Annotated in this window: 12 protein-coding genes; 9 read left to right on the plus strand and 3 right to left on the minus strand. The window is 29.5% G+C overall.

What is annotated here, in order from left to right:
- Positions 1-112 precede the first annotated feature (112 nt).
- The 6 genes from bsh (at position 113) to QK892_RS09765 (ending at position 4964) form a co-directional block, all read left to right on the plus strand.
- A complete protein-coding gene (gene bsh, locus QK892_RS09740; RefSeq protein WP_317273359.1) occupies positions 113-1102 on the plus strand; it encodes a choloylglycine hydrolase in 990 nt (329 codons plus the stop codon).
- Positions 1103-1332: 230 nt separating this feature from the next.
- A complete protein-coding gene (locus QK892_RS09745) occupies positions 1333-1959 on the plus strand; it encodes a hypothetical protein (protein WP_317273360.1) in 627 nt (208 codons plus the stop codon).
- Entirely contained in the window at positions 1949-2713 is a 765-nt protein-coding gene (locus QK892_RS09750; protein WP_317273362.1) for an ABC transporter permease, read from the plus strand. The genes QK892_RS09745 and QK892_RS09750 overlap by 11 nt, the downstream gene beginning before the upstream one ends.
- The gene (locus QK892_RS09755) at positions 2700-3413 is read left to right on the plus strand and encodes an ABC transporter ATP-binding protein (RefSeq protein WP_317273363.1); all 714 of its coding nucleotides are present in this window, start codon (positions 2700-2702) and stop codon (positions 3411-3413) included. Before QK892_RS09750 ends, QK892_RS09755 begins: the two co-directional genes overlap by 14 nt.
- Before the next feature lie 30 nt (positions 3414-3443).
- Complete coding sequence (locus tag QK892_RS09760; protein WP_317273364.1) at positions 3444-4412, plus strand: ABC transporter substrate-binding protein; 969 nt, start codon at positions 3444-3446, stop codon at positions 4410-4412.
- Positions 4413-4421: 9 nt separating this feature from the next.
- Entirely contained in the window at positions 4422-4964 is a 543-nt protein-coding gene (locus tag QK892_RS09765; RefSeq protein WP_317273365.1) for a hypothetical protein, read from the plus strand.
- Between the two features lie 257 nt (positions 4965-5221).
- On the opposite strand, the gene ahpF is transcribed toward QK892_RS09765, so the two are convergent.
- Both ahpF and ahpC read right to left on the minus strand, forming a co-directional pair.
- Positions 5222-6757: an alkyl hydroperoxide reductase subunit F gene (gene ahpF, locus QK892_RS09770; RefSeq protein ID WP_317273366.1), complete on the minus strand. Its 1536-nt coding sequence runs from the start codon at positions 6755-6757 to the stop codon at positions 5222-5224.
- Between the two features lie 13 nt (positions 6758-6770).
- Positions 6771-7334: an alkyl hydroperoxide reductase subunit C gene (ahpC, locus tag QK892_RS09775; protein WP_317273367.1), complete on the minus strand. Its 564-nt coding sequence runs from the start codon at positions 7332-7334 to the stop codon at positions 6771-6773.
- 302 nt (positions 7335-7636) lie between these two features.
- On the opposite strand from ahpC, the gene QK892_RS09780 reads away from it, so the two are divergent.
- The 3 genes from QK892_RS09780 (at position 7637) to QK892_RS09790 (ending at position 12380) form a co-directional block, all read left to right on the plus strand.
- Positions 7637-8779: a M20 peptidase aminoacylase family protein gene (locus QK892_RS09780; RefSeq protein ID WP_317273368.1), complete on the plus strand. Its 1143-nt coding sequence runs from the start codon at positions 7637-7639 to the stop codon at positions 8777-8779.
- Between the two features lie 369 nt (positions 8780-9148).
- Positions 9149-11074 carry a peptidase U32 family protein gene (locus tag QK892_RS09785; RefSeq protein ID WP_317273369.1) on the plus strand — a complete coding sequence of 642 codons (1926 nt, stop codon included), beginning with the start codon at positions 9149-9151 and terminating at the stop codon, positions 11072-11074.
- 13 nt (positions 11075-11087) lie between these two features.
- Positions 11088-12380 carry an aspartate aminotransferase family protein gene (locus QK892_RS09790; RefSeq protein ID WP_317273370.1) on the plus strand — a complete coding sequence of 431 codons (1293 nt, stop codon included), beginning with the start codon at positions 11088-11090 and terminating at the stop codon, positions 12378-12380.
- Between the two features lie 63 nt (positions 12381-12443).
- On the opposite strand, the gene lpdD is transcribed toward QK892_RS09790, so the two are convergent.
- Entirely contained in the window at positions 12444-12815 is a 372-nt protein-coding gene (gene lpdD, locus QK892_RS09795) for a prenylated flavin chaperone LpdD (RefSeq protein WP_317273371.1), read from the minus strand.
- Between the last annotated feature and the right edge of the window lie 98 nt (positions 12816-12913).

Here is a 12913-nt window from a genome sequence, read left to right on the forward strand (position 1 = left end):
ACGATAAATATCGTGGATTTTTTTATATTCATAGTGATATTACCAATAAGTATAGTCTCGAAAAATAAGACACATAATAAAAATATAGAAATTTAAAATGTGAGGTGTAATTATGTGTACAGCATTAAGTATAAACTCAAAGGAAGGGAATTATTTCTTTGGGAGAAATATGGATTTAGCTTATACTTTCAATCAAGAGGTTATTATTATTCCAAAATCCTATGAATTTAAAGATTTAGTTACGGGCAATATTATAACTAATAAACGTGCAATAATTGGAATAGGAACTGTTATTGATAACCATCCTACAATAGCTGATGGTATGAATGAAAATGGATTGGCTGCTGCGGGATTAAATTTTGCTGGTTATGCTTATTTTGAGAAATCTCCAGCTCCAGGAAAAACTAATATTGCTCCATATGACTTTATTCAATGGGTTTTATCTAATCATGATACTGTTGATGAAGTTAAGAAGAGCATTGAAAATATAGAATTAGTAGATATTCCACTAAATGAAAAGACACCTTGTCCAACACTTCATTGGATGATTAGTGATAAAAGTGGTAGGTCTATAGTGGTTGAAAAAACAAAGAATAGGTTTGCTTTTTATGATAATACAGTAGGAGTAATGACTAATAATCCAACCTTTGATTGGCATTTAACAAATTTAAATGAATATATGTACTTAACTCCAAATAGTCCTAAAGATACTGAATGGAGTAATCAAGAATTAACACCTTTAGGGATTGGTGCTGGCACTTTAGGGATACCTGGAGATTTTGCATCAGTTTCAAGATTTGTGAGAATTGCATACATTAGAGCCAATAAACCTGAAATTGCAAATGATATAAGCGCAGTTACTCAATTTTTCCATATGCTTGATTATGTTAAGATGGTAAAGGGTGGAGTCATTACTCAAGAAGGATTAGAAGATTTAACATTATATTCTTCTTGTATGGATCAGGAAAATGGGATTTATTATTATAAAACTTATGGAAACAATAGAATAAGCGCTGTGGATATGAAAAAAGAAAAACTTGATGGAAAAGAATTAAGAAGATTTGAGTTTTTAACAACACAAGATATAAATTATCAAAATTAATATAACTATTAGCAATTACTTTATGAAATACTTAACTATAGTACCATAATAATCCTCGCTAAATGTACAAGGATAGCTATTTTGCGAATATTATTATGGTAATTATAATTAATCTAAAATATAGATACAAAATACATATTTAAAAATGATGAAATTCGACAAATTACATATTGATATTGAATATCAATTATAGTATACTAGCATCTGTAACTGAAAAGGAGGAATAAATCATGGAATATATTTTTATAAATCCTGTAGTTGATAAGATGTATATTAAAGAAATATTAGATAAGGTATTATTAGATAATGGTTATATAAGAGTAGAAGTTGAGAATGATTGGCATGGAATTGTTAAAGAAAAATATAATGAGCTTCATAAAAATAGCAATAATTTAACGATTTTAGATAGAAGGTGTCCAGCAACCATTGAAGCAATTAGTGAGTATGTGAATCATGAGGAAGTTATAATTCCTGAAATAGATCCTATATTAATACATTGTGGTAGGGAGATTGCAGGAAGAGAAGATTTAAAAGATAAGAAAAAAGTTATAACTACACCATGTGAAAGCTTAGCTAATTATGGTAATAAGTTAAATTTAAAAGATACAGAATTCGTAAGCTGGAATGAGTTTCTAAAAAGATTAGATAGAGAAATTCCTAGAAAAATACTTGATAAAAGTCCAATTCCTTTAGGATATTTTACTTCACTTGGACTAAAGAGCAATAGTATTTCAGGAAAAGAAAATATTGAAAATCATTTTAAAAATGGATTACATAAAAAATATGAATTAGTTGAGATGCTTTATTGTAATAATGGGTGTAACAATGGAGATGGAGTGTTAATAAATGAAGAGTAAAAAAGTAATAAAGACTTGGATTTCAATTATTGCACTACTATTAGTATGGATTATAGTTACAAATATGAATATAGTTAGTTCATATATACTACCATCACCCGGTAAGGTACTCGATAGTTTAGTAAAAATGATTCAATCAGGAGAGATATTTGAAGATATATATATTAGCTTTATAAGAGTGTTACAAGGGTTCACTATCGCGACAATATCTGCTTTTATATTAGCAATGTTTAGAATAGTAATTCCTAAAGCAACTGATTATTATGAAAATATTGTTCAATTTTTTAAGAATGTACCACCTTTAAGCTTAATACCACTATTAATTTTATGGTTTGGTATAGGGGAAACTACTAAAATAGCAATTATAGTTTTAACTTCATTTTTCCCTATATATTTAAATACAGTTAAAGGTTTTGTAAGTTGTGATAAAAAGCTTATTGAAGTTGGACAAGTATATGGATATTCAAAAGTAAAAAGCTTTTTTAAGATAAGCCTTCCATATGCCATGTCAGATATATTAGTTGGGATGAGAATAGGGCTTGGATATAGCTGGAGAGCTATAATAAGTGCTGAAATGATAGCAGCTTCAACTGGTCTTGGCCATATGATTTTATTTGCACAACAAATGTCTAGAACAGATAAGGTTATAGTAGGTATTTTAGTAATAGGATTAGTTGGTTATGTAACAGATAGATTATTTGCATTCGTAATTGATAAAGCTTTGAAAGGATCTGGAAATAATGGTTGGGATTAAGTTAGTAAATGTAAGCAAGGTTTATACTGTTGAAAAAGAGCAGATGAAAGTTTTAGATGGAATTAATTTAGATATACATGATAATAAGATAACAGTAATTTTAGGAAGAAGTGGATGTGGAAAAACTACTTTACTAAGACTTGTAGCAGGGCTAGAAAAACTTGATCAAGGAGAAATTCAGGAAACGGATGTTAAGAGAAAAGCATATGTGTTTCAAGAAGATAGATTAATGCTATGGTTAAATGTAAAAAAGAATATAACTTTTGGAATAGATAATAAAGATATAGATGAAAAAAAGATTAATGAAATTATTGAAACAGTAGGCCTTGAAAAGTTTTATAGTGCCTATCCTAGTCAATTATCAGGGGGAATGAAGCAAAGAGTTTCTATAGCAAGAGCCTTTGCATGTGAACCAGGTTTTATTATGATGGACGAGCCTTTTTCTGCATTAGATTATTTTACAAGAGAACAAATGCAAAAAGAATTGCTAAAGATACATAATAAAAAAAATTGTCCAATTTTATTTGTAACTCATAGCATAGATGAAGCTTTAACTCTTGGTGATAAAATAGTAGTTTTAGAAAAAGGAAAAATTAAATCTCAATATGAAATTGATGAAAAAAATAAAGTGAGAGATTTATTAAGTGATAAATATTTAAATCTGAAAAAACAAATAATGAATGATTTAAAAGTTTTATAGAATCAGAAAAGATAAAAGGAGAGAGAAAAAATGATATTAAAAAGTAAAAAATTTAGAGCATTAGTAGCAGGTTTAGTAGTTATGACGTCTATGGTAGGATGTTCAGCTGTAGGTGGAAATAAGAAAGCAGATTTAACAGAATTAACAATAACTCACGTAACATCACCATTAAACGTACCAAGTATAATACAAAAAACTAATAATGTTTTTGAAGAAGAATTTAAGAATAATGGTATGGATATAACAGTTAATTATGCAGAAATAACATCTGGAGCTGATCAAACTCAAGCATTAGCATCAGGAGATGTTGATATATTATATGCAGTTGGAGGAACTTCAGTAATTTCAGCAGCAGCAAATGGCGCAGATATTAAAATATTAAATATGTATAGTAGATCTCCAGAAGCATTTACTTTATATTCAAAGGATGCAAACATTAAATCAGCAGAAGATTTAAGAGGAAAAACAATAGCTGGACCTGTTGGAACTAACTTACACCAATTATTAGTAGCTTATCTTGAAAAAGCAGGAATGACTATAGAAGATGTAAACTATGTAAATATGTCTATTCCTGATGCAAAAGCAGCATTAGATGGTGGAAGTGTTGATGCAGCTTTAGTTGCTGGACCTACTGCATATAAAGCAAAAGAACAAGGATATAACTTAGTTACAGATGGTAAAGGCTTAACTGATGCAATAATTGCAGTTGCTGTTAGAGAAGATTTCTATAATGAACATAAAGATGTTATAGATGCATTTATGAATGCCGAAGCAAAAGTACTTGAATACATAAATGAAAATCACGATGCTACAATGGATATAGTTGCTAAAGAACTTGATTTAGACAAAGCAGCAGTTGAAGAAATGTTTAAACAATATGATTTCAACATGGAAATCACAGAAGAAGACCGTGCAGCATTCCAAAATATTGCAGACTTTATGTTTAAAACAGAAATGATAGAAAATGAATTTAATACAGAATCACTTTATTTAAACTAGGAGAAACAAATGAATATAGAAAAAGTTCTTGTAAGAGATAATGATGATATCATAGAAATAACATATGAAGATATATTAAAATATCATGGTAAGCAAATGATAGGGGGAGCAGCACTAGCGTTTAAAATAATGTTAATGACTTTTCCTAAGCTTAGTGATGATATTCCTCAAAGAGGTAACTTTAGTTTCTATAGTGGAATAGGAGCGAATGGAAGAGGTATAATCGACGCAGCGGAATTTGTAATGCGTGTAAAAACTAATAATGCTATAAGATTAGATCTTGAATATTCTGATGACAAATTAGGTCAAGTAGCACCAGGTGGTGGAAGATACTATTTTGAAATAGGATATGGTGAAAAGCTAATAAAGCTATACTTAAAAGATGGTATAATACCAGAAGAATTTATAGCTTATTCAAAGCTAGCTCATAAGTGTAAAGCTGATAATGTTCCTATGAAAGAAGAAGATCAAGAAAGATTATTATTCTTAAGAAAAGAATTAGCTAAATCAATTATGGCATCTAAACCAGAAGATATGCTTGTAATATTATAGGTTTAGTGAATAAGTAATAGTTAATAGTTAATAGTGAAGAGGGAGCTGTTTTGACAACAGCTCCTTTTTGTATGCATATCTAACATTGGAGGTGTATTTTTACTGTTTAGGAATTTATAAAAGGATTTCCTTAGAATAACTTTTATAATTCCGAATGAAATGAGGAATTATTACCTTCAGTATAGAAGGATATAAATATTATATGAGGTTGACTTGGAGCGTGCGACGGAGCAAGGAATATATTATTTATATCCTCTTTACTTTTGATTGCGAATAAGATAATCGAAGGCTGCTAGTGAGGCTGTTGCTCCAGAGCCCATTGCAATAATAATTTGTTTATATGGACTATCGGTACAATCTCCGGCCGCAAAAACACCATCTAGACTTGTAGAACCTTTTTTATCTACAATGATTTCACCTATTCTATTAACTTCTAAAGCTTCACCAAGCCACTTTGTATTTGGTACTAAGCCAATTTGTACAAAGATTCCTTCTAGATTTATGCTTTTTTCTTCATTTGTATTTCTATCAATATAAGTGATACCATTTACCTTATTAGTTCCAGTGATTTCTTTTACTTGAACATTTTTAAGGACAGTAACATTAGATAAAGAGTTTAGCTTTTGTTGTAAAACTGCATCTGCTTTTAATTCTGGTAAAAATTCTAAGACAGTCACATGTTTTACAATATTAGCAAGGTCAATAGCGGCCTCAATACCTGAGTTACCTCCACCAACAACTGCAATATCCTTGCCCTTATAAATTGGACCATCACAATGAGGACAGTAAGCTACGCCCTTATTTTTAAACTCTTTTTCTCCAGGTACACCAAGTTCTCTCCACTTAGCACCAGTTGAGATAATAACAGTCTTACTTTTAAGAGAAGCATTACTTTCTAAAGCTATCTCTATATAATCATTATTTTTAGTTAGTGATTTCGCACTTTCAGAGCTTATAATATCAACATCATAGCTTTTAACGTGCTCTTCTAGGTTTCTAGATAGCTTTGGACCTTCTGTATATTGTACGCTAATGAAGTTTTCTATAGCCATTGTGTCCATGACTTGACCTCCAAAGCGTTCAACTACAATACCTGTTTTTAGACCTTTTCTAGCAGCATATATTGCAGCACTAGAACCAGATGGGCCTCCTCCAACAATTAGAACATCAAAAATTTCTTTATTATTAAGAGATGAGCTATCTTTCTTTTGTCCAAGATTTAATAAAATTTCTTCTAAACTTGTTCTACCACTATCAAAATGTTCTCCATTTAAGAATATAGATGGAACAGCCATAATATTTCTAGAATCTATCTCATCTTGAAAACTTTCACCATCTATCATTGTATGAGTAATTTTAGGATTAAGAATACTCATAAGATTCAAAGCCTGAACTACATCAGGACAATTATGACAACTTAAGCTTATATAAGTCTCAAAGTTTAAATCTTTATCAATTGATTTTATGCTTTTTATTATATTTTCATCTATCTTAGGTGGTCTTCCACTTACTTGTAATAATGCTAATACCAAAGAGGAGAATTCATGTCCTAGGGGAACTCCTGCAAAAGTAACCCCAGTATCTTCATTCATACGATTAATACTGAAACTAGGTATTCTCTTAAGTGTAGCTATCTCTACATGGATTTTAGGAGACATAGCTGCTATTTCATCGATAAGCTCAGCTACTTCTAATGAGACTGTATCATCACCTATACTTTTCTTTATAACAATATCATTTTCTAACATATCAATATAGGTTGATAATTGTTGTTTAATATCTTTATCCAACATAAAAATTCACCTATTAAATTTTTCCAACAAGGTCAAGTCCAGGTATTAGTGTCTTAGAACCTTCTTTCCACTTAGCAGGGCAAACCTCTTTTGGATTATTTCTTACATATTGTGCAGCTCTTAATTTAGATACTACAGCACTAGCATCACGGCCAATATTACCTGCATTAATTTCAACACATTGAACAACACCGTCTGGATCAATAACAAATGTTCCTCTATCTGCAAGACCAGATTCTTCAATAAGTACATCAAATTGTTTTGAAATTGTATGAGATGGATCACCAATCATAATATATTCAATTTTACCAATTGCTTCAGATGTATCATGCCATGCCTTATGTGTAAAATGGGTATCTGTTGAAACTGAATAAACTTCGGCTCCAAGTGATTTAAGAGTTTGATATTCATTTTGTAAATCTTCTAGCTCTGTAGGACAAACAAAAGTAAAATCAGCAGGATAGAAGCAAATTACACTCCATTTACCTTTAAGATTTTCCTCTGTTACTTCCATAAATTTTCCATTTTGATATGCGTCTGCCTTAAAGGCTTCTACTTGTTTTCCTATCAATGACATATAGTTCTCTCCTTCTTATAGTAAATTTTAGTTAATCAAGAGATATTATTTGTTATAGAAGGAATGATTATTCATATATAACTTCAAAAAATAAGTTATTAACAATAAAGGAATATAGATTTATTTAAAGAAAATTAAACCTCCTTTGGAATGAAAGTATTAAGAAATGAAAAAATTAAAGATACGGTAATCTTTATAGAGAAAAAGAATACTATAATAAAGTAATAAATACTATATAGGATTCTAAATTAGATTAAGAATTCTTAAGATAATAGTTCTAGACAAGAAAGGAGTTAGACAAAATGACATTATCAATAAATGAAAAGAAGTTAAGTGATAAATTAATTAAATATAGACGTGAATTACATGAAAATCCTGAATTATCTATGAAGGAATACGAGACTACTAAACGTATTCGGCAGTGGCTAAAAGATGAGAATATAAAAATTATAGATTTACCTTTAGAAGTAGGGATTGTTGCTGAAATAGAAGGAGGAAACCCAGGCCCCATTATTGCATTAAGAGCAGATATTGATGCACTTCCAATCATTGAAGAAACAGGCTTAGATTTTTCATCTAAAAATCATGGTGTAATGCATGCTTGTGGTCATGATTTTCATACTTCTGCTATTTTAGGGGCAGCAATTCTTATTAAAGAATATAAAGAACAATTACATGGTAAAGTTAGAATTATATTTCAGCCTGCAGAAGAAAATGCAAAGGGTGCAAAGTTTATTTTAGATTCTGGGGCACTAGATAATGTAGAAGCTATATTTGGAATGCATAATAAGCCAGATCTTCCTATAGGAACAATTGGTATAAGGTCAGGGGCACTTATGGCAAGTGTAGATAGATTTGAAATTGATGTTATTGGAGTAGGAGGGCATGCTGGGATTCCAGAAAGATGTATAGACCCTATCATAGTAGCTAGTGAAATTGTTTTAGGATTACAGACTATTGTAAGTAGGAGTCTAAGTCCATTTAATAATGCAGTTATAAGTATAACTCAGTTTAATTCAGGTAACACTTGGAATGTAATACCTGAAAAGGCTGGGTTAGAAGGGACAGTAAGAACATTTCAAAATGAAGTTCGAAAGATTATTCCAGATTTAATGAAAAGAAAAGTAGAAGGGATTGCGAAAAGCTATGGGGCAAAGATAAATTTTAGATGGTACCCATATTTACCTGGTGTTGAGAATGATGAAAAGTTTACAGAAGCAGTTACTGAAGCAGCAATAGAATTAGGATATAAGGTTGAATTGGCAAAACAAAGTACTGGCGGAGAAGATTTTGCCTTATATCAAAGTGAAATTCCAGGATTTTTTATTTGGATGGGAGTTGAGGGAACTCATGAATGGCATCATCCTTCGTATAACTTAAATGAAGAAGCGTTAATTATTGCAGCTAAATATTTTTCAAATTTAGTAATAAAGGTATTATCATAAGATAAGCATACTAGAATATTATTGAAGCTCTATTGAACAATGTAGAATGAATAATGAAAATCACCTCTAATAGTAGATAGAATATCTAGCATTAGAGGTGTTTTTTATAAATTTAGGTAAGTCTTAATATTTGCAATACAAATACATGTTTTGAAATGTTGATAAAATTTTGACAAAGTGAGCAGTTTAATATAGAATATTTGATGGATTTTAATAATATTTTATAGTGTTGTTAATTGTAATGTATAATATTGTAGAATATAATTATGCTATGTAAAACTATAATAAGGGGAAAATATATAGTAATGTTTAAGGGTTATTTAACATATTGCAATAAAATGAAATGTTACTAATAAAGGGGAATTATAAATGAGTAGATTCTTTAACAACCAAGAGATTGAATTACTAGCTCCTGCAGGTAATTTTGAAATATTTAAAGAGATAATAAAAAGTGGCGCAGATGCTATTTATTTAGGTGGGAAAATACTTAATATGCGTCTTCATAGGAAAGATTTTAATTTTACCAACGAAGAGTTAGAAGAAGCAATTAAAATGGCTCATTCATTAAATAAAAAAGTATATGTAACATTAAATAATTTAGTAAGTTCACAAGATTTAGAGCATATTATGGAGTACTTAAAATACCTAGAAAATGTACAACCAGATGCTTTAATAGTACAAGATATGAGTATAGTTAAATTAATAAAAGATATGGGATTAAATTTAAATATTCATTCTTCAGTAATGATGAATGTACATAATTTTGAAACTATAGAGAAATTACAAGAATTAGGTATTACGAGAGTTGTAGTTTCAAGAAATATAGATTTAAATATTGTAAAGCAATTTTCAGTTAGAAGTAATATGGAATTTGAGTATTTTGTTCATGGAGATATGTGTGTAGCGCAAGGATCTCAATGTCTTTATAGTGGTATGTTATTTGGGAAAAGTAGCAATAGAGGATTATGTATGAAGCCATGTCGTTGGGGATATAAAATCAATAAAGATGACAAGCAGTATGATACAACTTTTCCAATGGCAGTAAAAGATATGTATATGTATGAAAATATTCCTGAATTAATAGAAGCAGGAGTAGTATCATTTAAAATAGAAGGAAGAATGAGAGAAGCAGATTACTTAGTACCTTTAATTAATTATTATAGTGATGCCATTGATAGATATATAGATGATCCAATTTCTTATGATAGAAGGAAAAATTCAAAAGAGTTATTTGAAAGTAGAAAAAGAGATTTCTCAACTGCTCATGCTTTTGGAAATCCTGGGCTTTCATATATTAATGAACGTTATGAAGGAACGGGAAAGTTTTATAGTACTGGAAAAGTATTTAGCAAACCTGTTAATGAATTTGATATAACAAAGCAAAGAGTGGATGAATTAAAAGAAGTATTATTAATAGACAATAGGGGAAATAATTGCGTGGCACTTAGTATAAAAGTGAATTCATATGAAGCTGCAATTTTAGCTATAAATGAAGGTGTCAATAAGGTATACTTATCTGGTGAAGTTTTTGAACCTAATGCGAACTTTAGTAAGGAAGAAATATTATCTATAACAGAGAATAAAAATAATTCTAAAATATACTTAGGATTACCTAGAATGATGTTTGAAAAAGATTTTTCAAAGTATGAACATTTGCTGAAAAATAATGATTTAGGATTAGATGGAATAATAGTAACTAATCTAGGAGCAATTAATAAATTTAAAGATTTAGGGCTAGAAATGATAGGAGACTATTCTTTAAATGTATATAATAAAGTTTCTGCAGAGTTTTATAAAGAACAAGGACTTAGTATGTGTGCAATTTCATGTGAATCACCAGCAAGCAATACTAAGGACATGCTACTAACTTCATCATTACCATTAGAAATAATAGTACATGGTTCACCTGTTGTAATGTATATGGACCATGATTTATATGAAAATACTATTAATCTAGACTCAAATGTAAATAGTGAAAGAAAATACAATGATAAAGGTGTATTATTATTAGTAGATGATAAGGGAAATGAACATCCTGTATATAGAGATAGTAATGGAAACAACCATATGTTATTAACAAAAGAACTATGTTATATGCCAATACTAAAAGAGTTAAAGGAACTAGGAGCTAAAAGTTTTAGGATAGAAGGATGCCATTATGATTTAGATACTCTTAAAATAGTAATAAATGAATATAAAAAAGCTATTAAATCACTCGATGAGTGCGAAAATATATTTGAAAAGCTTAACTATAAATGTTTAGGATTTACCTTAGGGTCAATGCAATTTAATTAAGGGGTATAGTATTATGATTGGTGCAGAAAAAATAATTGAAAAGAAGAAACAATATTTATTTCCATCTTCTCAGGGGAATCATTTTTATAAAAATCCTCCTCAAATAGTAAAAGGTGAAATGCAATACTTATATGATGATAAGGGTAATAAATATATAGATTTTTTTGCTGGAGTATCAGTAATGAATTGTGGACATTGTAATAAAGAAATATTAGATGTAACAATAGAACAACTAAAGACTCTTCAGCACACGACAATATTATATTTAACAGAGCAAATGGTAAATTTAGCAGAAAGGTTAGCTAATATTTTACCAGGAGATTTAAGTCGTTCATTTTTTTGTTGTACAGGATCAGAAGCTAATGAAGGAGCTATGTTATTAGCAAGATTATATACTAATAAAAATGAATTTATAGCATTTGAAAATGGATTACATGGACGAACATATTTAACTATGAGTGCAACAGCTATACCAATGTGGAGAGCAGACCCTGACTTATCAAATAGAGTTCACTTTGCAAAAAATGTTTATAGTGAAGAGTTTGATATAGAAGAAGCTGCAAAACAATCTATAAAGAGTGTAGAAGAAATAATAAATTCTAGAGGTGCTGAAAATATAGCAGCATTAATAGCAGAACCAATACAAGGTAATGGAGGAATAATTACTCCCCCATTATGGTATTTCAGAGAATTAAAGAGTTTATTAGAAAAAAATAATATTTTATTAATAATAGATGAGATTCAAACAGGATTCGCTAGAACTGGAAAAATGTTTGCTATAGAAAATTATGATGTAGTTCCAGATATAATTACAGTAGCTAAGGCTTTAGGGAATGGAACTCCAATATCTGCATTTTGTACAAATGATGAGATAGCAAAATCTTTTACTAAGCCATCAGCGTCTACACTAGGAGGAAACCCAGTTTCAGCAGCTACTGCAATAGCAGTATTAGATTATATTCAAAATAATAACTTATGCGAAAATGCTAAAGAATTAGGAAACATTTTAAAAGTAAAGTTAGATGAACTAAAAAATAAGCATAGTATTATAAAAGATGTAAGGGGTATAGGATTAATGCTGGGTGTTGAATTAATAAGAAAAGATGGAGAGCCAGCAATAACTGAAACTGATATAGTATTAGAAAAATTAAAAGATAGAGGAATAATAGTAGGTAAGAATGGATTAAATAGAAATGTATTAGCATTTCAACCTCCTTTAGTAATAAACAAAGGAGATATAGACATTTTAATAAAGAATTTGGATGAAGTATTAGATAAAATGGTGCTATCACACAATGTAGATTGAATAATGAAAATGTAAAATTAAAGAAGAAACTCCCTTTGGAGTTTCTCAAAATAAATAAATTCTTTATATTAAGATTTTATAAATTAATTCATCAATTAAATTGTCGATAAATACATTTAAATCTTGTATATCATCAAAAGTAATATTATTAAAATGGATTCCACAACTTACAACTATGGTACTATTAAGAGCACTTGACAAGACTTTAGCTACCTTTTGAACAATAACATCCTCTTTATGACCAGTTATTGTTAAAACAGATACTGAAGAACTTATTTTATTTTTATCTTCAAGGCTAGGTCTAGGTATTCCAAGTGCAATAGCACCTATATGGGGAATATCACCGCCATATATGCTTATGTTCCAGTCGTTACCCATTTTTACTGCAGAACAATTGATGTTATGAGTTTTAAATTTTTTAGTTAAGGTTAGCATTTGAGTCCTCCTGTAGGATTAATTATATACAACATTATAATTTTTATATGAAAACAATATATAACTTAAATAAAGAAGCGTCAAGAAGGTTAAATTTA

The sequence above is a fragment of the Clostridium lamae genome (assembly GCF_033043255.1).
In the GTDB taxonomy this organism is placed as follows: Bacteria; Bacillota; Clostridia; order Clostridiales; family Clostridiaceae; genus Clostridium; species Clostridium lamae.

Coding starts and splice junctions, on each gene's coding strand:
- bsh (WP_317273359.1), top strand. CDS start 113: ATGTGTACAGCATTAAGTATAAACTCAAAGGAAGGGAATTATTTCTTT.
- QK892_RS09745 (WP_317273360.1), top strand. CDS start 1,333: ATGGAATATATTTTTATAAATCCTGTAGTTGATAAGATGTATATTAAA.
- QK892_RS09750 (WP_317273362.1), top strand. CDS start 1,949: ATGAAGAGTAAAAAAGTAATAAAGACTTGGATTTCAATTATTGCACTA.
- QK892_RS09755 (WP_317273363.1), top strand. CDS start 2,700: ATGGTTGGGATTAAGTTAGTAAATGTAAGCAAGGTTTATACTGTTGAA.
- QK892_RS09760 (WP_317273364.1), top strand. CDS start 3,444: ATGATATTAAAAAGTAAAAAATTTAGAGCATTAGTAGCAGGTTTAGTA.
- QK892_RS09765 (WP_317273365.1), top strand. CDS start 4,422: ATGAATATAGAAAAAGTTCTTGTAAGAGATAATGATGATATCATAGAA.
- ahpF (WP_317273366.1), bottom strand. CDS start 6,757: ATGTTGGATAAAGATATTAAACAACAATTATCAACCTATATTGATATG.
- ahpC (WP_317273367.1), bottom strand. CDS start 7,334: ATGTCATTGATAGGAAAACAAGTAGAAGCCTTTAAGGCAGACGCATAT.
- QK892_RS09780 (WP_317273368.1), top strand. CDS start 7,637: ATGACATTATCAATAAATGAAAAGAAGTTAAGTGATAAATTAATTAAA.
- QK892_RS09785 (WP_317273369.1), top strand. CDS start 9,149: ATGAGTAGATTCTTTAACAACCAAGAGATTGAATTACTAGCTCCTGCA.
- QK892_RS09790 (WP_317273370.1), top strand. CDS start 11,088: ATGATTGGTGCAGAAAAAATAATTGAAAAGAAGAAACAATATTTATTT.
- lpdD (WP_317273371.1), bottom strand. CDS start 12,815: ATGCTAACCTTAACTAAAAAATTTAAAACTCATAACATCAATTGTTCT.